We start from the raw sequence: 22,975 nt of genomic DNA on the forward strand, positions 1-22,975 counted from the left end.
GGCTGGCGCGGTTCCGTAGGAGATTGTCACCGCAGCACATTCGGGGGATCCAGGATGGGTAGAAGTGGCAGGGACCAGCAGCGCCGACGGGTACCGATGACCCGCGGGCTGGGACTGCGTTTTGCGCTGTTGACGGGCATGGCGATCGGACTGGTCGCGCTGTCGGCCGTGATCCAGGAGCTGCAGGCGGCATCGACCGCGTGGATCGCAGGGCAGGGCTACTGGTCGAGGGGGCAGCAGGACGCCACCGCAGCGCTCAGCCGTTACCTGGCACGTGGCCATCTGCAGGATCTGCACGATGCCCAACGGGCACTGCAGGTTCCGCTGGGTGATCTGCAGGCTCGCAAAGCGCTGGAGCAACCCGAACCGGACGAGGCGATAGCGCGGGCCGGCTTCCTGCGTGGCGGTAACGCCCGCGCTGATATTCCAAGGCTGATCTTCTCGTTCCGCCATGCGCGCGATGTCGGTGCCTTCCGCGAGGCCACCGGGTTGTGGCGGCAGACCGACGCGGACCTGTTGGCCCTGCAGGCGTTGTCGGAGGAGCTGCAACGCCGCCATGGTTCGGGACCGCTGGACGAGGCGACCGTGGACGAATACCTGCACCGGTTGCGTCGCATCGACCATCAATTGCGGGAGCAGGCGCAGGCGTTCTCGCAGGCGCTGCTGCGCATGGCCCACGCGGTGCGCATCGCGACCCTGGCCGTGGGCGGCCTGTCGGTCCTGCTGATCAGCCTGATGGCGGTGGCCTTGGCGCGCCGGGTCGGCAAGGACCTTACCGAGCACGAGAGCCGCTTCCGGGCCGCCTTCTACCAGGCCAACGTCGGCATGCTCAAGCTGGATGCCGCTGGCCGAATAGTGGAGGCCAACCAGGCGATGGCCGATATCCTCGACCATCGCCGTGACGTGCTGCTGCAGATGTCGCTGGCGGAGCTGCTGATGGAGGGCGAGCTGGTGATCGATGGCGGTGGCCGAATCGATTGGGATCGCCAACTGCGACCGGGCGAACTGCGCTTCCGGCGTCGCGACGGCAGCCTGGTGTGGGGACGCTGGAGTGGTACCGGCGTGCGCACCGCCAGCGGTGGCCTGTCGGTGTTCGCCATCGTCGAGGATGTCAGCCAGAACCATGCCCTGGCGCGCGAGATAGAGCACCACGCCAGCCATGACCCACTGACCGGCCTGATCAATCGCCGCGAGATCGAGCGTCTGCTGGAAAAATCCCTGCTGCAGGTCCGCTCCGACGGTGGAACCCACGCACTCGGCTATATCAACCTGGACCACTTCAAGCTGGTCAACGACAGCTTCGGCCACGCAGCCGGCGACCAGATGCTGCGCAGCTTCGCCGAGTACCTGGTCGGTGCGGTGCGTGACGGCGACTGGGTCGGCCGCCTGGGCGCAGACGAGTTCGCGGTGTTCCTCGCCCGCGCCAACCAGGATGAAGCCAAGCGCGTGCTGCAGCGGCTGATCCGCAACCTGGGCCAAGCCACGTTCCCGATCAGCGAAGGCAGTCCGCAGCTGAGCTGCAGCGTGGGCGTGGTCGAAGTGACGGCCGAGGCGCCGGACGCGAACTGGTTGATGAGCGCCGCCGACAGTGCCTGCTATGCAGCCAAGCAGGCCGGTCGCAACCGCGTGCATTGCTTCAACGAGAACCGGTTGGCCCTGGAGGAACGGCGGTTGGAGGCCGAGCGCCTGCAGCGGGTCAGCCGTGCCATGGCCGAGAACCGGATGCTGTTGTATGCGCAGCGCATCGCCAAGGTGGGTGATCCGTCCTACCTGCACTACGAAGTGCTGGTGCGCATGCGTGACAGCGATGGCGTGCTGCACCTTCCAGGCCAGTTCATGCCAGCGGTGGAACGCTATGGCATGGCGGTGGTGCTGGACCGGCACGTGCTCGGCCTACTGTTCCGCCACCTGCAGGTGTGCCCGGCACACGTACGCCTGCTGGGCCTGTGCAACGTCAATGTGTCGGCCCAGTCGATCGCCGAGCCGGGATTCCTGGCGTTCGTCTGCGACCTGCTGGAGCGCAACCGCGCACTGGCGTCCAAGCTCTGTTTCGAGATCACCGAAACCGCAGCGATCGGCAACCTGAGCCAGGCACGGGCCTTCATCGACGCGGTCAAGGCGCGCGGATGCCGGGTGGCGCTGGATGATTTCGGCTCGGGCCTGTCCTCGTTCGGCTATCTGCGGCAGCTGCCGGCGGACATGCTGAAGATCGATGGAGCCTTCGTGCGCGACATGGACACCGATCCGGTCAGTCGTGCCAGCGTGCGCGCGATCAGCGAGCTGGGCCGCGAACTGCAGATGGAGGTGGTGGCCGAGTGGGTGGAGACCATAGAGGTTGCCGAGGCGCTGGCCGGGATGGGCGTGCAGGGCCTGCAGGGCTATGCCATTGAACGGCCGCAGCCGCTGGAACGGCTGACCCTGGCCGACCTGCGGCCGATGCGGTTGGCCGGCACGCAGGGGCCATCGGCTGCCGGCTGAAGGTGTTGCGGCCGGGCGGCGCCCGGCACCCGCTGTAGTGCCGGCCGCTGGCCGGCAACCTCAACAGCAACAGCAACAGCTGCATTCCGTGGGATGGCGGGGTGGGTCCGGTTGCGGGGGACGCCGCAAGTCCCCCTCCGGGGCCCGGCCCAGCCGCTGGCGGCTGTGCGTTCGGGCGCTTGCGAAGCAGTGCTTCGCAAGCAAAACGCCCTCACCCCTGTAAGCTCGGTCGCGCCATCCAGGCGCTCACGCCCCCACAACCGGACCCACCCCGCCTTCGACAGATCTGCGCGATCTGTCGGAATGGCCTGGCCTGCTCCTGGTGGGTGTCGACCTTGGTCGACACGTAGATCCACGCCATGCGTGGATGCTCTTCGTCCAATTATCGAAATATTCGATTTCGATGGAGTTTCATCCACGCATGACGGGGATCCAGCAGACGCCAGGACGCTGTCAGGGGTGGGGCGGTATGGGCAGGCAGGACCGTTGGCGCCATGGATGGCGCCATCGAGCCCCCATGGACGGGTTTACGGCGTGTCCTGCCTGCCCATACCGCCCCGCCCACCTCGGTAGCCGCTTTCGCTGTTGCCGTTGCTCCGGCCTCTGCGGGCGCCGGGCGGCAGCCCGGCCAACACCCTCACCACTTTGGTCTACACATCGGCGGTGCCTTCGACTGCGATAATGCCGCCAGGGGCGACGCGCAGTGGGCGCGGACGTAAGCAGTAACAGGACGTGGCGTGGGCGGCAGGCAGGTGCGTTTCGAAACAGGGGCGGTGCTTGTCCTGCTGCTGGTGTGGTTGGCATTGCCATGGCTGGGCCACGCGCGCAGCGTCGACGCTGGCCGCGATTACCTTCTGGTCGGCACCGCGACGGCTGAACCTACGCCCCATCGCGCGTGTACGCCGGAGATGCTGGCCGGGCCGCGCCAGCAGACTCGGGTGAATGCACCGCCAGAAGGCTGGTCCGGGCAGCCGCAGGCGCTGGATGTCTTCAATGTCTTTGCCGGCGAAGTGCGGTTGCAGCACGGTGACCGCGAGATCTGCGGCAACATGCAGGATGCGCGCACCCGCGATTCGCGCTTCCGTGCGGGCATCGGCATGGTCGCGGTACCCGCTGCCGGCAGCCACGAACCCTTCGTGGTCTCTTGGCAGACGCCGCTGAAGGCACGCTGGGTGCCGACATTGCAGCTGGGCGCGCCCAGCCCGGTACAGCAGAACGACACTGCCCGGCTGCTGGTGCGTGCCGCCTGCATTGCCGTGGCAATCGCGCTGGCGCTGTCGGCGCTGATGGCCTATCTGACCACCCGCGACCGCAGTTTCCTGATGTACATCGGCGCCACCCTGGTGCTGGTGCTGTGGCAGTCGATCCTCGGTGGCCTAAGCGGCTATCCCGAACCCTGGCTGCGGGTCGGCGGACGCGGTGACGGGTGGCTGCTGGCGTTGACTGCGGCAACCCAGGCGCTGGTATTGCCGGCATTGTGGCGCCTGAACGGCGGCGACCGGGTGCTGCCACGTTCGCGCGTGGGCCAGCAGCTGGTGTTGTGGTCGCTGCTCATGCTGGCGGCAGCGGTGCCGTGGTTGCAGCGCGACGGACTGGGCGTGGTTGCGCAGGTCCTGCAGTGGAGTTTCATCGTCGGCTGCGCACTGTCGTTGGCGATGGGCATCTGGGCCCGCCTGCGCGGCGATGTCTGGTCGCTGGCGGGGCTGGCGGCACTGGCGCCGATGCTGGTGCTGATCGTGGCCGACGCCGCCAGCGCGCACTGGCTGATGGCGTACCGGGTGGAGGCCCTGCAGCTGGCAGTCACCTGGCTGCTGATGATGGCGGCCTACGCGCTCAACCTGCGCCTGGGCCGGCTGCGCCAGCAGCGTGATGAAATGCGCCAGCTCGCCGAGACCGACATGCTGACCGGCCTGCCCAACCGCCGCGCCGGCCTGCATCAGCTGGCCCAGCATCTGCAGGGCGGCGAGCGTGAGAGGGGGCCGCTGGTGATCGGCTTCCTCGATATCGATCTGTTCAAGGACATCAACGATCGCCATGGCCATGAGATCGGCGACCAGGTGCTGGTGGCAGTGGCCCGCGCGCTTCGCGCTGCTGTACGCAGCGAGGACCAGGTGGTGCGGATGGGCGGCGAGGAGTTCCTGCTGCTGTTGCCGGGAATGCCGCGGGAGATCGCTGCCGCCCGCCTGGAACGCCTGCGCCAGCGCATCACCGAGGCCTGCCAGGGCCTGCAGGTGCCAGGTCTGGAGGTGACCGCGAGCATCGGCCTGGCACAGTGGCGGCCGGCCGAAGATGACCTGGCCGCGTTGCTGCGACGCGCCGACCACGCCATGTACGTGGCCAAGCGCAGCGGCCGCAACCGGGTGTTCGATGGCGAGACCGGAGATCCGTTGACCACGGCATGAGGCGGGAAGGGCGGCGATGCCGGATAATGGGGCGATGACCACCCGACTCAACAAATATATCGCCGACACCGGCTTCTGCTCCCGTCGCGAGGCCGATCGTCTGATCACCGCCCGCCGGGTCACCGTCAATGGCCATGCCGCCGGCACCGGCGCGGTGGTCGGCGAGGATGACAAGGTGCTGGTCGACGGCCAGCCGTTGCGCGTTCGCACTGCCCGCAAGCCGGGCGCCCGCCGCCACGTGTACATCGTGCTGAACAAGCCGGTAGGCGTGACCTGCACCACCGAAAGCACGGTGAAGGGCAACATCGTCGAATTCGTCGGCCACGAACAGCGCATCTTCCCGATCGGCCGCCTGGACAAGGAATCGGAAGGCCTGATCCTGATGACCAGCAACGGCGACATCGTCAACCAGATCCTGCGCGCCGAAAACGGCCACCAGAAGGAATACCTGGTGGCGGTGAACAAGCCGGTCACCGACGAATTCCTGCGCGCCATGGCCCGCGGCGTGCGCATCCATGACCAGATGACGCTGCCGTGCAAGACCTCGCGGATCGCCAAGTTCGGTTTCCGCATCACCCTGCAGCAGGGCCTGAACCGGCAGATCCGATTGATGTCGGCCGAGTTCGGCTACCGCGTGACCCAGCTGCGCCGGGTGCGCATCGACAACATCAAGATCGGTGCACTGAAGCCTGGCCAGTGGCGCAACCTGACCGAGCAGGAGCTGCACGGCCTGTTGCCGCAGCAGCAGGACTGGTAACGAACTGCAGGTAGTGCCGGCCGCTGGCCGGCAGCCTGGCGCTGTACGGTTGCCGGCCAGCGGCCGGCACTACCAGAAAGCAGATTGCGCGCCTGCATCAGTTCGGCTTTGCGGTGACCTGCCGGAACGCGACGCTGCATCCTCAAGCCCGACAGGCCCGCCAACGAAGCCCTGCACCTGGAGGCGCTGTAACGCTACCGGGCCCTCGATTCCGAACGCGAACGCTCGTGGATGCACCAGTAGATCCACGCCCTGTGTGTATTGCCCGGGCATTGCATTGCATGCAGTCGCAGCCATTGCGAAACCCGTACGGCACCCTCAACGTCTCACTGCAAGGACGTCGACCATGCTGCAGACCCTGGCCATCGCCAACTACCGATCACTGCATGGGCTGGTGCTGCCGATGCAGCGGCTCAACGTCGTCACCGGCGACAACGGCAGTGGCAAATCCAGCCTGTACCGCGCGCTGCGCCTGCTGGCGGAAACCGCGCAGGGTGGCGTTGCAGCGGTGCTCGCCCGGGAGGGTGGATTGGGTTCGGCGCTGTGGGCCGGACCGGAAAAGATCGACCGCCGCGTGCTGGCTGGCGAGATCCCGCTGCAGGGCGGGGCGCGGCAGGAATCGGTGGGGCTCAAACTGGGCTTTGCCACCGATGAATTCGGCTACGCCATCGACCTCGGCTATCCGCCGCCGAGTCGATCGGCCTTCGCGCTGGATCCGCAGATCAAGGCCGAAGCGATCTGGGCGGGCCCGTTCCTGCGCAGCGCCAATCTGCTGGTCGACCGCCGCGGTGCGCTGGTGCGGCAGCGGCACGCGCGCGGCTGGGACCTGGTGGACGACCATCTTTCGCTGTTCGACAGCCTGTTCACCCAGGTGGGCGATCCGCAGCGCATGCCGGAAGCCATCACCTTGCGCGAGTACATCCGGCGTTGGCGCTTCTACGACCACTTCCGCAGCGATGCCGATGCGCCGGCGCGACAACCGGCGATGGCGACCCGTACCCCGGTGCTGCACCACGACGGCCGCGACCTTGCCGCCGCGTGGGTGACGATTCTGGAAATCGGCGATCCGCAGGCGCTGGCGCGCAGTATCGATGATGCATTCCCCGGGGCGACGGTCAGCTTCGAGGAACTGGATGGCCGGCTCGCGCTGCGCTTCCACCAGCCCGGTCTGCTGCGGCCGCTGTCTATGGCCGAACTGTCCGATGGCACGTTGCGCTTCCTGTTGCTTGCCGCAGCGCTGCATACGCCACGGCCACCGCCACTGCTGGTGCTCAACGAGCCGGAGACCAGCCTGCATCCGGATCTGCTGCCGGCGCTGGCACGGTTGATCATCGCCGCCAGTGCGCGCAGCCAGGTCTGGGTCGTATCGCATGCCACGCGCTTGATCGCCGCGCTGGAACAGGCGCCGCAATGCCATTCGATGCACCTGCACAAGGAGCATGGGCGGACGCTGCTGAGTGGGCAGGGTCTGCTGGATGCGCCGGCCTGGCACTGGCCGCAGCGCTGAGACGGGTACCGGGAAAATCCGCGCAATGCGCGGACGCACTCAATCGGCGATGTTGCGCGCTTCGGATGTGCCGAGGATCTCCGGATGCTGCACGGGCTTGCGGCGGTTGAGCAGCGGATGCAGGAACACGGCACCGACGATGATCGCCACGCCCAGGTAGAACCACGGGGTGACTTCATGCTGCTCGCGCAGCAGCACCACGGCCAGCACCACGGCGTAGACCGGTTCCAGGTTGGTGACCAGCTGCACGGTGTAGGCGCTGAGATGGCGCAGCGCGACCAGGGCCAAAGCGAACGGCAGCAGCGTGCAGACACCGGCCAGCACCAGCAGCAGGATGCCGTCGTGCAGATCCGGAACGATCCACAACGGGCTGGCCAGTGCCGGCAGCAGGTACGGCATCAGCGGTGCCAGCAGGGTCAGGGTGATGGTGCCGGCGCCCAGCTCCAGCGCGGTTACCGTCAGCGGATCGGCATGGCTGACCATACGCTTGTTGAGCGAGCCGAACACCGCCACCAGCAAGGCCGAGAGCGCGCCGATCAGCACGCCCATGCGCATGCCGTCGGGCACGCCGCCCACCACCAGCGCGACACCGGGCAGCACGGCCAGGCCGAAGGCCAGTTCGCGCATCTGGAACGGGCGTTTGGCCACCCACGGTTCGATGATCGACGTGAACACCGGTGCCAGGGCGATGCAGGTCGCGGCAACCGAGGCATTGGCCAGCTTCACCGCGCCATAGAACGTCAGCCAATGCAGCGCGACCAGCGCGCCGATGCCGGCATAGCCGGCGACCAGCCGCAGCGGCAACGTGCGCAGGCCGCGCCAGACCCGCGGCAGCAGTGCCAGCATTGCCACCACCAGCAACATCCGCCACCACACCAGCGGCAGCGCCGGCAGGGTGATGAGCTTGCCGAGGATGGCGGTGACGCCCCACAGCAGGACACAGAAGTGGATCTGCCAGAGGGCTTTGCGGGTGTCGGGTGTGCTCATCGGCGTATTGTGAGGCAAGGCGCATCGGCGGGCGATGCCTGTGGCATGCTCGCGGCGTTGCCACGAGGGAGCCGTGCATGCCTGCTGCCCGTTTTTTCCTGCTGCGCGGCTGGGCGCTGTTGACCGCGTTGGTCGCGGCCGCATCGCTGCTGCTGCAGTTTGCCCTGCTGCTGCGCGGTGTGGGTGCCAGCCTGGGCATCGGCGTGGCGAGCCTGCGCTTCCTCAGCTACTTCACCATCCTCAGCAATCTGGCCGTGTGCCTGGGCTGCGTATGGCTCTGCCGCGGCCGCGCCCTGCGACCGACGGTGGCCGCCACCCTTGCACTGTGCATCGGCGTCACCGGCCTGATCTATCTGCTGGCGCTGCAGGGGCTGTGGCAGCCAACTGGCCTGCAATGGTGGGCCGATGCCGGTCTGCACTACGTGGTGCCGCTGCTGTATCTGGCTGGTTGGGTGGGGCTGCTGCCTCATGGTGGCCTGCGCTGGCGTGCGTTGGGCGCTGTCCTGCTGGTGCCGCTGGCCTACCTGGGCTGGGCGATGCTCACGGCCTCGTGGCTGGGCAGCGCACCGTATCCGTTCCTGGAAGTGCAGCGGATCGGTTCGCGTGCGTTCGGCCTCAGCGTGCTGCGCGTCGGCGGGGTGTTTGTGCTGGGCTGGACACTGCTGTGGGCCGTGGATCGCTGGCGCCGTCGATGAGCCGTTGCAGCGCCATCGCCGCCGCTGGGTTGCGTGCCTTGCCGGCGCCGATGCACAGCAGGTAGACCTCGCGCGGCGCGGCAGGGGCCGATGGGGCCAGGCAAGGCAGGTCGTCCACTATCTCGCCTCGGGCCCAGCACTGCGCGCGACCGGCCCAGCGCTGCTGCATCGGCAGGGGAAGACCTTCGGTCAGCCTGGCCTGGCTGCGTTTGATCCGTGCATAGACGAAGCCGGCGGTGATGTCGCCGTGCAACGGTGACTCGTCGCTGTCTTCGATCACCAGGGCCACGCCATGCCGGCGCGCCGCTTCGACCAGTTCCGGCCCATGGACGCCGGCGTTGCGTACCTCCAGCGCATGTTGCAGCACCGTTCCATCCAGTTGCTGTGGCAGCCGTGCCATGAAGGTGTCCAGCGCCTCGGCATCGGCCGGGTGCTGCGGGTCGAACTGCCAGAGCAAGGGGCCGAGCCTGTCGCCGAGAGCGATGGCTGCCTGCAGGAACGAGCCAGCCGCCTCGACCGTGGACGACAGATCCCGGCGCTGCACCAGATGGCGCGGCGCCTTCATCGAGAAGCGGAAGCCGTCCGGTGTCTGCGCGGCCCATTGCGCACACTGGGCCGCTGTCGGGGTGCGGTAGAAGGTGCCGTTGATCTCGATGCAGCGCAACGCGCGACTGGCGTAGGCCAGTTCTTCGCGCTGGATCAATCCTGGAGGATAGAAGGCGCCGCCACGCCATTGCGGGAACACCCAGCCGCCGATACCGCAGCGCACCGGCAGCGCAGATGCTGATCGTGCCGTCATTGCGAGTGTTCCGCCCGCCACGGATCGTAACTGCCGAACCACCACAGGTAGCCTTCCGGGTCGGCGCAGGCATAGCCCCTTCCACCGTAGGCCTGGTCGGCGATGTCGATGACGATGCGCGCACCCGCGGCCTGGGCCCGGGCGTAGTGGGCGTCGACATCGGTGACGATCACGCAGGCGCTCTGGGTCTGCCGGCCGCCAACCTCATCGGGCATCACTGCCAGCTTCGCCCATTCGCCGCTGTTGCTGGCAGATCCGAGCATGATCATGCCCTGGCCGAACACCAGCTGTGCGTGGTGCACCGTATCGCCGTCGGCATAGACGGCCTGCGCGTGGAAACCGAACGCGCGCTGCAGCCAGTCGATGGCGGCCAACGCATCGCGGTAGCGCAGGCACGGAATGATGGCGGAGCCGTTGCTGCTCTGGCCGTTCGCACCCATGACACCCCTCCTATGGCACAGGGCAGGCTGCACCCGGGACCGTTACCATCGCGCGAAACCCCGGTGACGGCCTGCACATGGCCGCTACCCCTGTTCGGAGATGGTGCTGGATGAAAACCTGGATCGGAGGAGCCGTGCTGCTTGCGTGCACGACCATGGGCAATGCGGCGACCCCGCAGCAGCTGCAGGAACTGGATGCGACCGTCGAGCGCGTGCGTGCGCAGTTCGACGTGCCCGGTATCGCCGTGGCCGTGGTCAAGGACGGGCAGGTGGTACTGGAACGTGGCTGGGGCGTGCGTGAACTGGGCAAGCCGGCGCCGGTCGAGGCCGATACCCTGTTCGCCATCGCCTCCAACACCAAGGCCTTCACCGCCACCTCGCTGAATCTGCTGGCGGAGGACGGCAAGCTGAAGATGGACGACAAGGTGATCGACCACCTGCCATCGTTCCGCATGTCCGATCCGTTCGTGACCGGGCAGATGACCATCCGCGACCTGCTTTCACATCGCAGCGGACTCAGCCTGGGGGCAGGCGACCTGCTGTTCTGGCCGACCACCTCCTACAGCAATGCCGACGTCGTGCAGCGCCTCGGCCAGGTGCCGCTGAAAGGTGGTTTCCGCGAGCGCTATGCCTACGACAACATCCTGTATGCGGTCGCCCAGCAGGTGATCGAGCACGTCTCGGGCATGAGCTACCAGCAGTTCCTGCAGACGCGCATCTTCGACAAGGTCGGGATGACCGGCACGCGCTACAACGCCGATCACCTCAAGGCCGGCGACAACGCTGCGGTCGGTCACGCCAAGTACGATTTCAAGGATCTGCGGACGGTTGCGCCGTTGACCTGGTCGAACAACGCCGGTGCCGGTGGCATCTATTCCAGTGCCCACGACATGGCACGCTGGATGCAGGTGCAGCTGGCCGAAGGCAAGCTGGCCGATGGCACTGCGCTGTTCACTGCCAAGAGCCAGCAGCAGATGTGGCAGATGATCACGCCGCAGACGATTCCGGCGCCGAGCGTGCCGGAGCTGGCGCCGGCGCGGGCCAACTTTGCCGGCTATGGCGAGGGCTGGAGCCTGAGCGACTATCGCGGGCAGAAGCTGGTCTGGCACACCGGTGGCTGGCCAGGCATGGTTTCGCGGCTGACGCTGGTGCCGGGCGAGAAGCTGGGCGTGGTGGTGCTGACCAACCAGGAAGTGGGTGCAGCCTTCAATGCGATCACGCTGAGCGTGCTGGATGCCTACCTGGGCGGTGAAAAGCACGACTGGGTGGATGCCTATGCCAAGGGCGTGGCCAAGGGCCAGGACAAGGCCGACGAAGCGTGGGCCAAGCACCAGGCCGAGCGTGACAAGGGCAGCAGGCCGTCGTTGCCGCTGGCCGGGTATGCGGCCACCTACCGCGACCGCTGGTATGGCGACATGGTGGTGACGGCAGAAGGCAAGGGCCTGCGCCTGCGCTTTGCGAAGACCGCACAGCTGAGTGGTCGCATGGAACACTGGCAGCACGACACCTTCATCGTGCGCTGGGACGACCGCTCGCTCAATGCCGATGCGTTCGTGAATTTCAGCCTGGACCCGGATGGAAAAGTGCGCGAGGTGCGCATGCAGCCGATCTCCGACCTGACCGATTTCAGCTTCGATTTCCAGGATCTGCTGTTCACCCCCACGGCCCGGTAGATGCCGACCTTGGTCGGCATGCGGTAGAGCGCCCACCAAGGTGGGCGACTACCAGAGCGTACCGGAACCGGGGGAGATCGTCGGCCGGCGTACACACGAGGCGTGGGATACTTTGCCGGCTATTGATGGCGAGGGAATGCGATGTTCCGTTGGTTTGAATCCCTGATCCCGGTGTTTCCGCCCATTGACGGGCGCATGCCGCCGCGCACCGTGGTGCCGTTCTACCTGCACTACCTGCGGCCGGTGTGGCCGGTGCTGCTGGCCACCCTGATCGCCGGCCTGCTGCTGGCGCTGGTGGAAGTGGCGATGTTCGATTTCCTTGGTCGCATTGTCGACATGGTTGCCGAGCAGCCCGGCGCGGACTTCTTCCAGCGCCATGCCGATACCCTGGGCTGGATGCTGTTCATCACCGTCATCGCGCGCCCGATCCTGGTCGGCCTGCACAACCTGCTGGTCAATCAGGCCATCGTGCCGGGCCTGAGCAATCGTTCGCGCTGGCTGATGCACAACTACGTGGTACGGCAGAGCCTGAGCTTCTTCCAGAACGACTTCGCTGGCAGCATGGCCAACCGGGTGATGCAGACCGGCACCTCGCTGCGCGAGTCGGCGGTGCAGATGGTCGATTCGCTGTGGTACATCGTGGTCTACACCGGCACCGCGCTGTACCTGTTCGCGCAGGCCGACTGGCGGTTGATGGTGCCGCTGATCCTTTGGCTGCTGGCTTACGTGGTGATCATGATCTACTTCGTGCCGCGCGCGAAGGAACGGGCCTGGATCGCGTCAGAGGCGCGCTCCAAGGCAATGGGGCGCATCGTCGACGGCTACACCAACATTCCCACGCTGAAGCTGTTCGCCCACGGCGGCCGTGAACAGGCCTACGTGGCCGATTCGATCCAGGAACTGGCGGTCAAGCACCGCGCACAGACCCGGATCACCACCGGCATGGACCTGACCATCGCCATCGTCAACGGGTTCCTCATCGCCGGTACCTGCGGACTTGCGCTGTGGCTGTGGAACGGCGGGCACATCACCGTCGGCGCGATCACCCTGGCGACCGGTCTGGTGATCCGCATCCACAACATGTCCGGCTGGATCATGTGGACCATCAACGGCATCTTCGAGGACATCGGCACCGTACAGGATGGCATCACCACCATCGCCCAGCCGCTGACCGTGCAGGACCGCGAGGATGCGGTGCTGCTGCAGGTGACACGTGGCGGTGTGCACTTCCAGGATGTCCATTTCCATTACGGCAAGAAGGGCGGCGTGATTGCTGGCTTGGAATTGGTGGTGAAGCCGGGCGAGAAGATCGGCCTGGTCGGCCCCTCCGGTGCCGGCAAGTCGACCCTGGTGAACGTGTTGCTGCGGCTGTACGACCTAGAAAGCGGACGCATCCTGATCGACGACCAGGACATCGCTTACGTCACCCAGGAAAGCCTGCGCCATCAGATCGGTGTGGTGACCCAGGACACCTCGCTGCTGCACCGTTCGATCCGCGACAACCTGCTGTACGGCCGTCCCGACGCCACCGACGCGCAACTGCGCGCGGCCGTGGCGAAGGCGCGCGCGGAGGCGTTCATCGATACGCTGGTCGACGGCGAAGGGCGTCGTGGCTACGACGCACACGTCGGCGAACGCGGCGTGAAGCTGTCCGGTGGCCAACGCCAGCGCATCGCCATTGCCCGCGTGCTGCTGAAGGACGCCCCGATCCTGGTGCTGGACGAGGCGACCTCGGCGCTGGACTCGGAAGTGGAAGCGGCGATCCAGGACAACCTGGACGAACTGATGGGTGGCAAGACGGTGATCGCGATCGCCCATCGCCTGTCGACCATCGCGCGGATGGACCGGCTGGTGGTGATGGACCAGGGCCGCATCGTCGAGACCGGTACCCATGCCGAGCTGATCGAGGCCGGCGGCCTGTACGCGCGGTTGTGGGCGCGGCAGACCGGTGGGTTCGTGGCAGCCGATCAATGACGGCCCCCGGACGGTGGCTGAGCAACAGTAGATCCACGCCACGCGTGGATGCCGTACAACACAGATGAAAACGGCCCGGGTCTCCCCGGGCCGTTTGCGTTCAGCTCACACCCGATCCATCACTCGATCGGCTGGTCCAGCATCAGCTGGCGCGCGAAACGCACCGGCGGTGCGCCGTAGGACAGCATCTGGTCGTGGTAGGCCTTCAGGTTGAACTTGTCGCCCAGCTTGTCCTGCATCGCCTTGCGGGTGTCGAAGTGTTCCTGTGCACCGACGAAGTAGGTCGGCAGCTGAGCCGAGGTCAGCTGCGCGCGCACCCACTTGCCCGAGGCTTCGCTTTCCTGCTGGAAGGCGTCGTGGGTCATCAGGTGCATCGCCTTCTCGCGATCCCAGTTGTCCACGTGCACGCCCTGGTCGAGGATCGCGTTGGAGATCGTGCGCAGGTAGAACTTCAGCTGCACCAGGTGGAACAGCGGATCGTTGTTGAGATAACCCTGCTCCTGCATCATCCGCTCGGTGTAGACCGCCCAGCCTTCGGCGAACAGGCCCGAACGCAGCACCGCACGCAGGGTGGAGGGGAACTTGGCCGAATGCCAGCCTTCCAGGTAGTGGCCCGGGGTGCCTTCGTGGATGCTCAGCAGATGGATCATGCGCGAGTTGTACTCACGCAGGAACGAATCGACCTGCTTGTCGTTCCAGTCATCGGGAATCGGCGAGACGGCGTAGAAGGTCTTCAGGTTCTTGTCCAGCGGGCCCGGTGAATCGCAATAGGCCACGGCCACACCACGCTGGAATTCCGGCATCAGGATGATGTCCACCGGCGCGTCCGGCAGGGTCATCAGGTCGTGTTCGCGGACGAACGCGGTGGACTGCTCCAGTGCGGCCTTGGCATCGTCGACCACCTTGTCGCGCGCCGGCTTGTCGGCGTAGGCCAGCTCGAGCGCGGCCTCGATCGCCTTCTGCTGCTGCTCGTCGCTCGGCTGCGCGGGCATTTCCGGTGCGCCCGGCTTGTCCTTCAGCACGGTCTGCGCGATGCCGTACATGTCCTCGCGCACGCGCTTCAGTTCGGCGCGTGCACGCTCACCGATCTCCTGCCGCGACAGCGAGGAATTCAGCGCGAACTTCAGCTTCTGGTCGTACTTTTCCGCACCGATGCGGAAGTCGCCCTTGGCGTTCGGCACCAGGGTCTTGTCCAGCCAGGTCTGCTGCTCGTCCACGGCCTTCTTCAGGCCGTCGATGGCGGCCTGCAGGCGCTGCTGATCTGCCTGCGGCAGCTCGCCGATGTGCGGGGTGATGAAGGTATCGACGATGCTGAGGATGCCCTTGTTCTGCTTGGCCACGGTCTCGGCATGGATCTTCGGCACGCGTGCCGGATCCAGGTTCTCGCGGGCCTGGGCGAAGATCGCCGGCAGCTTTTCCATGCGCGCGGTAGCCGACTTCAGGCGATCGGGCAGTGGTGCGAACTCGCGCGCCATCAGGCCGTAGATCGCGCTGCCGGCAATGCCGTTGTACAGCTGCGGGTCCCACTTGCCGGACTGCATCACCTCGGCATTCCAGATTTCCGACTGCAGCTGGTTGCGCAGGATCGCGGCATCCACTTGGTTCTCGCGGCCCAGCTTGGCCACCTCGATCTTGTCCAGCTCGCCCAGCAGGCCCTTGTAGGCGTCCACGGTCTTCTGCTGGCCGGCCGCGCTCAGGTCGTCGATCTCGCTGTCATAGCGGTGGTCGCCGATTTGGGTGGCGCTGACCGGGGACAGCTGCATCCAGGTGTCCAGGGCGCGCTTGGACAGGTCGGCGAAGGCGGCATCGACCGCCGCATCACCGGCCTGCTGGCCGGCGGCCGGGGTGGAACCGTTGGTCGGGGCATCGGCCGGCTGGCAACCGGCGAGGGCGGCGACGAGGGCGAGGGCAAGAAGATGCGGGCGCATCGGCATTCCTGTACGGGGTCAATCCACGAGCATAGGCCCCCGGGGCTGCTTTGTCCCCGTGCCATAGGATTACCATGGGCGCACACAAGGACCCTCCAGCGGAGCGCAGGACATGGAATACCAGGGAAGTTGCCATTGCGGCAGGATCGCATTCACCGTGCGGGCTGATGTCCCCATCAAGGACGTCATCGACTGCAACTGCTCGATGTGCCGCCGCCGCGGCAGCCTGCTCTGGTTCGCCCCGCGCGAGGCGTTCCAGCTGGGCACCGATATCGCCGACGTGGCGACCTACCAGTTCAACACCCACAACATCGATCACCATCACTGCCGCGCGTGCGGCACCGCGCCGTACAGCGAGGCGGTGGATCCGCGCAGTGGCCTGCCGATGGTGGCGATCAACGTGCGCTGCCTGCCACAGGTTGAGCTGGCTGGATTGTCGATCACCGCGTTCGACGGAGCGTCGCGATGACCGCACGCCGCGTGTGGACGCGCGTGCTGATCGTGCCGGCATTGCTGCTGGTGTTGGCTGCCTGTGCCAAACAGAGTGAGAGCGCCGCCGATGCCGGTGGTGCCGCCGAAGCGGGCGTAGCCTCGCCTGAAGGCGCTTTCCTGGCCTATGAACACGATGTGCAGGTGCAGCTGGAAGCGGCGCAGATCGCGCCGCGTATCCAGCAGGTCGCACAGGCGTGCCAGAACGCGAAGTTCGGTGAGTGCGCGGTGCTGCAGGTGGATCAGCGCAGTGGCGAACAGCCCAGTGGCGAAGTCAAGGTACGCATCGCGCCGAAGGGCGTGGAATCGCTGATCGGCCTGGCCGGCGAAGGTGGCAAGCTGCAGGCGCGCAACACGCGTGCCGAGGACCTGGCCCAGCAGGTGGCCGACACCGCGCTGACCAAGGCCCGGCTGGAGAAGGAGCACGCGCGCTTGCTGTCCTACCAGGACCGCGGTGATCTGAAGATCGAGGACCTGATGGCGATCACTACGCGCCTGTCGGAGATCGAGGCGGGTGTGGAGCAGGCCACCAAGGACGCCGCCCAGCAGCGCAGGCGCATTGATACGCAGCTGGTGACGATGCATTTCGATACCACCTCGGGCCAGCGCAGCCGCAGCGAGATCGGCGAAGCCCTGAGCGAGTCGGGCAGTATCCTCAGCACCAGCGTGGCATTCCTGATCCGCGCAGCGGCGGCATTGCTGCCGGTGGGTCTGGTGGCGCTGGTGATGGCCTGGATCGTCCGCGCACTGATCCGTCGTCGCCGCCGTAAGCTGCCGCCGAAAACCTGACCGGAACAGGTAGTGCCGGCCGCTGGCCGGCATTCCTGCGGATCAGCCTTCGTCGGTCTCGTATTCGACGAACACATCCAGTTCCAGCGCCAGTTCCTGCACTGCATCGCGCACCTTCTGTGCGGTGCTTTCGTTGCCCACTTCCACTTCCAGTTCGTGGGTGCCCGGGCCGATGTCGTCGGACAGTCCGGCCGAGCTGGAATCATCGTCATCCATGTGCGGCATCAGGTCGTCGGTCTCTTCGACGTGTTCGATGCCTTCCAGGCCGAGCAGCAGGTCGCTGATGGAGCGGGCATCGTCTTCGGTTCCGGTAATTCGCAGTCGCAGCAGGGCCATGGCGGAAGCACGTTGTGGGGTTCGTCTGCAGCCTAGCCAGCGCCGGGCAAAGACCGGGTGAGGGCGCAGTCAGCCGGGTGTGCTCGGGCGCCCCAGCAGGCTATCGGGCAACGCGGGAACCGGCGTGCGTTCGTCCTGCGCCTGGCCCAGCAACCAGTCGATGAACAGCCGCGCGGCAGGGCTGGGCGGCCGCCCTTCGGCGTGCACCACATAGTAGGCGTAGCGTGCCTTCAGGGCAGGGCCAGGCAGGCGCACCAGCTCATAGCGCTGCAGATAGGGCTGGGCGACGTGGGTGCGGGCAAGCACCGCGCCCATGCCATACACCGCCGCGCGCATCGCGTCGGTACTGTCGGCAAAGGTGTGCATCGCCGGCAATGGCGACGGCGGGCGCACGCCGGCGTGGCGGAACCAGTCGCGCCAGCCCTGTGGTGACAGATCACTGAGCAGCGGCAATCCGGCGATGCGTGCCGGGTCTTCCAGTGCTTCGACACCGGGCAACGCCGGGGACGCAACGGGAAAGAGGTTGTCGTCCATCAGGTGCTGCGCGTGCAGTCCGGGCCACTGGCCCAGTCCATAGCGGATGCCGACCTCCGGGCCGTTTTCATCGTAACGGTCCAGCCCACTGCCGGTGTGCAGTTCGATGCGGATGTGTGGATGGGCCTGGGTGAAACGCGGCAACCGCGGCAGCAACCAGCAATACGACAAGGAGCGCAGCGTAGCGATCCGCAGCGGCACGCTGTCCGCGTCCGGCTGCAGATGGTGGGCGACGGCGGCGACATCGGTGAACGCGGCGCTGGCGGCGTCGGCCAACTGCCGGCCTTCGGCCGTCAGGCGTACCCCGCGCGCATGACGCAGGAACAGGCGCGTGGCCAGCACCTCTTCCAGGCGGCGCACGTGATGGCTGACCGCGCTGGCGGTCAGATGCAGTTCCTGCGCCGCCTGAGCGAAGTTCTGGTGGCGCGCGGCGACCGCGAATACGGCCAGTGCGGGGAGCAGGGAAGGGCGTAGCAGCATGTCCAGCCTCAAGCCATATTTGTGGCTGGCAGCGATACTACGCGCTTGTGCAGCGGGCGTCTGCGGTCGATCCTGTGTGGCCAGACCAGCACCGCGATGGCGGACGGACACAGCACATGAATGCGATACCCCAGGCGAACGAGCGAGATTGGCGCACACCCCTGGAATTGACCCTGCTCGGCGCGATCTGGGGCTGTTCGTTCCTGTTCATGCGGGTGGCGGTGCCCTCGTTTGGCCCGTTCGCCCTGGTCGAGGTGCGGCTGGTGCTGGGCGCACTGGTGCTGCTGCCGTTCCTGTGGCGCGCACGCGCGCAGTTTCCGCCGCGCCGCTGGCTGTGGCTGGCACCGATCGGCCTGGTCAATTCGGCATTGCCGTTCGTGCTGTTCGCTTACGCCGCAGAGCGTGCGCCGGCCGCCATCGGGGCGATCTGCAATGCGATGACGGTACTGTTCGCCGCGTTGATCGCGTTCCTGTTCTTCGGCGAGAAGATCGGTGTGCGCCGTGCCGGCGCGCTGCTGGTCGGTTTTGCCGGCGTGGTGGTGCTGGCCACGGCCAAGATCTCGGGGTTGAGCATCGGCACGGCCGTGCTGGCCGGTGCGGCGGCGTCCCTGCTGTACGGCCTGGGCGTGAACCTGGTGAAGCGGCACATGACCGGTCTGCCCTCGGCTGCGGCCGCCGCTGCCACGTTGTCGTGCGCCTCATTGTGGTTGTTGCCGATGGCGCTCACGCATCTGCCGCAGGGGCCGATTCCGGGCAAGGCATGGGGCGCGGCGATCGCGCTGGGCGTGGTCTGCACCGGGTTCGCCTTCCTGATGTTCTATCGCCTGATCGGTCGCATCGGCCCGTCGCGTGCATCGACGGTGACCTACCTGGTTCCGTTGTTCGGTGCGGCGTTTGCCTGGTTGTTCCTGGGCGAAGCGGTGACGGTGCAGATGTTGATTGCCGGTGCGTTGATTCTGGGTAGCGTGGCCGTCAGCCAGAAGGGCTGAGGGCGCCGACACACGGCTAGTGCCGGGCGCTGCCCGGCAGCCCTTTTCCGCGCCTGCGGAGAGGTGTCACTTTCTTTGCTCGTGCAAAGAAAGTAACCAAAGAAACACGCCGCCGCCGCGAGCCGCCGTGCTTCGCACGTCGGTCCCCTGCGCTTCTCGGTGAATCAGGGGACGGTGCGCAGAAGTCAGCCGACTAACAGTCGGCTCTACAGGACATCGGCACCTCTTCGCCCCTGATTCCCCTGCGATGCTCGGCTCGCTCAAGGCGGACCCAAGATCAAAGGCCGCAGCTGTACCCAGTAGATCCACGCCATGCGTGGATGCTCTTGCTGTTGGTCTTGATCTTCCAGTCCGCCTTGAGCGAGCCGAGCACCGCAGGTCCGGCGAGGGCGAAGAGACGCGGGTGTTTGAGCGCAGCGAGTTCCCGCGCCGTCCCTCGACGGGCCGAGGAGCGCAGGGTACCGGTGCGCAGCACCGGCTCGCGGCCGGCGGAACGTTTCTTTTGGTTACTTTTCTTTGCGTACAAAGAAAAGTAACGCCCATGAACAGTGAAGCACCTTCAGCACGCGCCACGCGCAGGAAGCCAGGCACCTACCGCACCGGCACCGGGATATTGCACAGGTCGATATGCCCCGCCGGACGCTTGTAGAAATCATCCACGCGATTGCGGCGTGCCTCCACCGTATCGATGAAGGTCTTCGAGTCGGTACGCAGCACCTGGATGGGCGTGCGCTCGGCCACCGGCACATCGCTGGCACGGCGGATCGATACGATCGGCGTGCGCAGCTTCGGGTCGGCGTAGAAGCCCATCGGTGCCGGTCCGCGCGGCGTTGCGCTGAGCAGTTCCATGCCCTTCAGCACGCGACCAACCAAGGTGATGTTGCGGTCCAGCTGGCGCGGTGACTGGCCGGTCACCACGTACAGTTCGGCACCAATGCTGCTGTCTTCCTCGTTGCTGCGGCCGGCGCCCAGCATGCCGTAGCAGTGCGCCAGCCAGGCCTTGCCGGCCTGCGGGTCCTGACCGACCGGGAAGCCATCGACGAAGCCGGTCTGCGCGGCCCAGCCATTGCGATCCGGCAGCACGTTGACCTTCAGGCCGGCGCTGGCGCGCTCGAACTCGGCCGGCAGCTTGCGCGCGGCGCTGCCGAACGGCCTGGCCTTGGCTGCGTCATCGGCGTCGGCATCGCCGAACTGCACCACGAAGTTGTCCTGCGAGCGGTAGATGCTGGTGCCGTCCCAGAAGTGCTCGTGGGCGAAGGTCTGGATGTTGGCGACATGGCGCGGGGCGAACTGCGGCGCCAGCTCGATGATCACGCGCCCGGCGGGCAGGTCCATGTACAGCAGGTTGGCCGGGTCCGGCGTGCGCCAGTCGCTGGCCGCCGAGGCATCGAGGATCTGCTGCGGGCTGCGGTAGGGCGTGGCGGCGCTGGCCAGGGCGGGCAGCAGGCAGGCCAGGGCGAGGGTGGTCAGGGCAAGACGGCGACGGTGCGGCATGGGATCCCCGGAGCATGAACGAGGCTTCGATTCTGCGCGACGAGATACCGTATCGCCAAGTGACATGCGGGGCATTCGCGTCAGCCTGCGCGCCGCCTCTTGGCCGATCCAATCGGCCTGGCATCAACGTCTATCTTTCTTCTGCAATTAGACCGGAGTAATGGCCGAAGACAGGTACAGGCTCGTAGTTGCCTATTGGGTCGTGCGTAGTTGAACACTCTTCCACATGATGGGGCGAGAATTTCTCTATGAAGAGCCGACCATCTTCGTTGAAGATATAGCAGGTTCCTTCAGCAATGCTGTCACTCTTTTCAGCGAACGTTCTATGTACCGCCATGCTCAGGAACAGATTTCCCGGTGCTACTTGCTGGAACTGATACGTCAGGCGCTCCCTTAGATGTTCATCCAGAAAGTCGACGCCAATCATGTCTTTGTCCAACAGCACATCGACAATCACTGATGGCGTGGTGGGAGAGCCAACGAGAACCGTATAGCGAGCCTGGCTCTCATGTCTCGATTTGGCTTCGGATTCACTGATTATGTTTCGGGCGGACTTCTTTGCGCCAAACCAGAAGTCGCAATAATAAAACTCAGTCATAAGTGGATAGTCCCGGGATCGTCGTGCTCGCAGGAGCTGGATCAGCCGCTGCGCTGTTGGAAGACGACGGTATGCCGCGGCTCGCAGAGGGGCAAGCAAGCCAATGGGCCTGCCGGCCAGATGGTCGGCCGACCCTCGCCAACCGGCAGAGTGACTAACGACACATTCGCTATACCGAACTTCGCACTACTGTGGACTTCAACGTAGTGGAGGGCCGGTCATGTCCGAGGACGATGTCCACCTGAAGAAGTTCCAGAAGGAGCTCAGCGCCGGAACGGTGTCGCTGGCCCTGCTGGCGGTGCTGGCCCGGGCCGGGGAGCCGCTGTACGGCTACCTCATTGCCAAGGAGCTGGAGCGGGTGGGCGAGGGCGTGCTGAGCGGCAAGCAGAGCGCGCTGTACCCGGTACTGCGCAACCTGGAGGGCGCCGGCCTGCTGGAAAGCCATGTGGAACCGTCCAGCAGCGGGCCGCCGCGCCGCTACTACCGCATCAACGCGCGTGGCCGGGAGGTGCTGGAGCAATGGCGCCAGGCCTGGCGTGACACCCGTGATTCCGTCGATTCCGTGTTGGAGGGGGTACCGCAATGAACGACCTGAACCTGGCAGGCAACAGTCTGCCCAGCACCATTCCGCAGTATCTGGCGCAGTTGCGTGCGGCGCTGGACGGTGCCGATCCGGCGATGGTGCAGGACGCCCTGTACGACGCTGAGGAATACCTGCGCTCTGAACTGGCAGCGCAACCCGGCCGCAGCGAAGCCGAGGTCATCGCCGACGTCGCCGGCAGCTACGGTGCACCGGACGAGGTGGCGGAAATCTATCGCGAAACCGAGCTCACGGTGAACCGCGCGCTGCGTACGCCGCGGGCCGACACGGGCCCGATGCTGCGTGCAGCGGCCGAGGCCAGCGGTGCTGCGCCGGCGGCGCAGCCGGCAGCGCCCGTGCAGCGTTCGCTGCTGGCGCGCTTCTTCGGCGTGGTGACCGACCCGCACACCTACGGCGCGCTGTGCTACATGCTGTTGTCGCTGGCCACCGGCATCTTCTTCTTCACCTGGGTGGTCACCGGCCTGTCGCTGTCGCTGGGCCTGCTGATCCTGATCATCGGCGTTCCGCTGACCGTGCTGTTCTTCGGCTCGGTGCGTGGACTGGCGTTGCTGGAGGGGCGGCTGGTGGAAGCGCTGCTGGGCGAGCGCATGCCGCGTCGGCCGCAGTACACCGACCGCAGCCGCAGCTGGCTGCAGCGTATCGGTGACATGTTCACCGATGGCCGCACCTGGCTGACCCTGCTGTACTTCGTGCTGATGCTGCCGCTCGGCATCATCTACTTCACCATCGCGGTGACGTTGCTGTCGCTGTCGCTGGGTTTGATCTGGGCACCGGTGGCGGCGATCTTCAGTGGCGATATCCCCGGCATCTATATCGACGACGTGAACGTGCTGCCGCTGGCGGCGTCGCCGCTGGTGGCCATCGTGGTTGCAGCGGTGGGCGTGTTGTTGTTGCTGCTGACGATGCACCTGGCACGCGGCATCGGCAAGCTGCACGGCATGCTGGCCAAGAACCTGCTGGTGCGGTTGTAGGAGGCCAGGGGTCGGATCCCTGTTCGCAGAACAGGGCTCTGACCCTGCATCCGC

General features: G+C 66.3%; 20 protein-coding genes. 12 read left to right on the plus strand and 8 right to left on the minus strand.

The genetic code is table 11. The annotated features are described in order from the left end of the window. Positions 1 to 54: 54 nt before the first annotated feature. From ACEF39_RS06305 to ACEF39_RS06320, 4 genes are all read left to right on the plus strand, one after another. Positions 55 to 2,478 (plus strand): putative bifunctional diguanylate cyclase/phosphodiesterase, encoded by a 2,424-nt coding sequence (locus ACEF39_RS06305; RefSeq protein ID WP_500287345.1) that lies wholly within the window; start codon positions 55 to 57, stop codon positions 2,476 to 2,478. Between the two features lie 737 nt (positions 2,479 to 3,215). Further along, positions 3,216 to 4,880: a sensor domain-containing diguanylate cyclase gene (locus ACEF39_RS06310; protein WP_500287346.1), complete on the plus strand. Its 1,665-nt coding sequence runs from the start codon at positions 3,216 to 3,218 to the stop codon at positions 4,878 to 4,880. A 34-nt stretch (positions 4,881 to 4,914) separates the two neighbouring features. Further along, positions 4,915 to 5,637 (plus strand): pseudouridine synthase, encoded by a 723-nt coding sequence (locus ACEF39_RS06315; RefSeq protein WP_500287347.1) that lies wholly within the window; start codon positions 4,915 to 4,917, stop codon positions 5,635 to 5,637. A 346-nt stretch (positions 5,638 to 5,983) separates the two neighbouring features. Continuing rightward, a complete protein-coding gene (locus ACEF39_RS06320; protein ID WP_500287348.1) occupies positions 5,984 to 7,144 on the plus strand; it encodes an AAA family ATPase in 1,161 nt (386 codons plus the stop codon). A gap of 39 nt (positions 7,145 to 7,183) precedes the next feature. On the opposite strand, the gene ACEF39_RS06325 is transcribed toward ACEF39_RS06320, so the two are convergent. Further along, positions 7,184 to 8,131 (minus strand): DMT family transporter, encoded by a 948-nt coding sequence (locus ACEF39_RS06325; protein ID WP_500287349.1) that lies wholly within the window; start codon positions 8,129 to 8,131, stop codon positions 7,184 to 7,186. Positions 8,132 to 8,208: 77 nt separating this feature from the next. On the opposite strand from ACEF39_RS06325, the gene ACEF39_RS06330 reads away from it, so the two are divergent. Next, complete coding sequence (locus ACEF39_RS06330; protein WP_500287350.1) at positions 8,209 to 8,826, plus strand: Pr6Pr family membrane protein; 618 nt, start codon at positions 8,209 to 8,211, stop codon at positions 8,824 to 8,826. On the opposite strand, the gene ACEF39_RS06335 is transcribed toward ACEF39_RS06330, so the two are convergent. Next, positions 8,747 to 9,625, minus strand: a complete 879-nt coding sequence (locus ACEF39_RS06335; RefSeq protein ID WP_500287351.1) for a DUF72 domain-containing protein — start codon at positions 9,623 to 9,625, stop codon at positions 8,747 to 8,749. The two genes, ACEF39_RS06330 and ACEF39_RS06335, sit on opposite strands and share 80 nt — an antisense overlap. After that, positions 9,622 to 10,065: a VOC family protein gene (locus ACEF39_RS06340; protein WP_500287352.1), complete on the minus strand. Its 444-nt coding sequence runs from the start codon at positions 10,063 to 10,065 to the stop codon at positions 9,622 to 9,624. The genes ACEF39_RS06335 and ACEF39_RS06340 overlap by 4 nt, the downstream gene beginning before the upstream one ends. Positions 10,066 to 10,175: 110 nt before the next feature. Between ACEF39_RS06340 and ACEF39_RS06345 the strand changes: the two genes are divergently transcribed. Further along, entirely contained in the window at positions 10,176 to 11,738 is a 1,563-nt protein-coding gene (locus ACEF39_RS06345) for a serine hydrolase (RefSeq protein ID WP_500287353.1), read from the plus strand. 141 nt (positions 11,739 to 11,879) lie between these two features. Next, on the plus strand, positions 11,880 to 13,712 hold the full coding sequence (smrA, locus tag ACEF39_RS06350; protein ID WP_500287354.1) for a multidrug efflux ABC transporter SmrA: 1,833 nt from the start codon (positions 11,880 to 11,882) through the stop codon (positions 13,710 to 13,712). 119 nt (positions 13,713 to 13,831) lie between these two features. On the opposite strand, the gene ACEF39_RS06355 is transcribed toward smrA, so the two are convergent. Beyond that, on the minus strand, positions 13,832 to 15,640 hold the full coding sequence (locus ACEF39_RS06355; RefSeq protein ID WP_500287355.1) for a DUF885 domain-containing protein: 1,809 nt from the start codon (positions 15,638 to 15,640) through the stop codon (positions 13,832 to 13,834). Between the two features lie 112 nt (positions 15,641 to 15,752). Between ACEF39_RS06355 and ACEF39_RS06360 the strand changes: the two genes are divergently transcribed. Both ACEF39_RS06360 and ACEF39_RS06365 read left to right on the plus strand, forming a co-directional pair. Continuing rightward, positions 15,753 to 16,109 carry a GFA family protein gene (locus ACEF39_RS06360; protein WP_500287356.1) on the plus strand — a complete coding sequence of 119 codons (357 nt, stop codon included), beginning with the start codon at positions 15,753 to 15,755 and terminating at the stop codon, positions 16,107 to 16,109. Next, entirely contained in the window at positions 16,106 to 16,918 is an 813-nt protein-coding gene (locus ACEF39_RS06365) for a DUF4349 domain-containing protein (RefSeq protein WP_500287357.1), read from the plus strand. Before ACEF39_RS06360 ends, ACEF39_RS06365 begins: the two co-directional genes overlap by 4 nt. 42 nt (positions 16,919 to 16,960) lie before the next feature. On the opposite strand, the gene ACEF39_RS06370 is transcribed toward ACEF39_RS06365, so the two are convergent. Together ACEF39_RS06370 and ACEF39_RS06375 are read right to left on the minus strand one after the other, a co-directional pair. Continuing rightward, positions 16,961 to 17,254: a hypothetical protein gene (locus tag ACEF39_RS06370; protein WP_500287358.1), complete on the minus strand. Its 294-nt coding sequence runs from the start codon at positions 17,252 to 17,254 to the stop codon at positions 16,961 to 16,963. 69 nt (positions 17,255 to 17,323) lie between these two features. Beyond that, entirely contained in the window at positions 17,324 to 18,268 is a 945-nt protein-coding gene (locus ACEF39_RS06375) for a LysR substrate-binding domain-containing protein (protein WP_108265809.1), read from the minus strand. Between the two features lie 116 nt (positions 18,269 to 18,384). Here ACEF39_RS06375 and ACEF39_RS06380 point away from each other — a divergent pair, with 116 nt between their 5' ends. Then, complete coding sequence (locus ACEF39_RS06380; protein WP_500287359.1) at positions 18,385 to 19,257, plus strand: DMT family transporter; 873 nt, start codon at positions 18,385 to 18,387, stop codon at positions 19,255 to 19,257. 591 nt (positions 19,258 to 19,848) lie between these two features. On the opposite strand, the gene ACEF39_RS06385 is transcribed toward ACEF39_RS06380, so the two are convergent. Next, positions 19,849 to 20,751, minus strand: coding sequence for a peptidylprolyl isomerase (locus ACEF39_RS06385; protein ID WP_500287360.1), 903 nt, complete (start codon positions 20,749 to 20,751; stop codon positions 19,849 to 19,851). A gap of 130 nt (positions 20,752 to 20,881) precedes the next feature. After that, a complete protein-coding gene (locus ACEF39_RS06390; RefSeq protein ID WP_346476556.1) occupies positions 20,882 to 21,349 on the minus strand; it encodes a hypothetical protein in 468 nt (155 codons plus the stop codon). A 220-nt stretch (positions 21,350 to 21,569) separates the two neighbouring features. Here ACEF39_RS06390 and ACEF39_RS06395 point away from each other — a divergent pair, with 220 nt between their 5' ends. After that, complete coding sequence (locus tag ACEF39_RS06395; protein WP_099821443.1) at positions 21,570 to 21,935, plus strand: PadR family transcriptional regulator; 366 nt, start codon at positions 21,570 to 21,572, stop codon at positions 21,933 to 21,935. Then, on the plus strand, positions 21,932 to 22,921 hold the full coding sequence (locus ACEF39_RS06400; RefSeq protein WP_500287361.1) for a sensor domain-containing protein: 990 nt from the start codon (positions 21,932 to 21,934) through the stop codon (positions 22,919 to 22,921). The genes ACEF39_RS06395 and ACEF39_RS06400 overlap by 4 nt, the downstream gene beginning before the upstream one ends. Positions 22,922 to 22,975: the final 54 nt, after the last annotated feature.

Origin of the sequence: Stenotrophomonas indicatrix (genome assembly GCA_041545745.1) — a bacterium.
Lineage (GTDB): Bacteria > Pseudomonadota > Gammaproteobacteria > Xanthomonadales > Xanthomonadaceae > Stenotrophomonas > Stenotrophomonas indicatrix_A.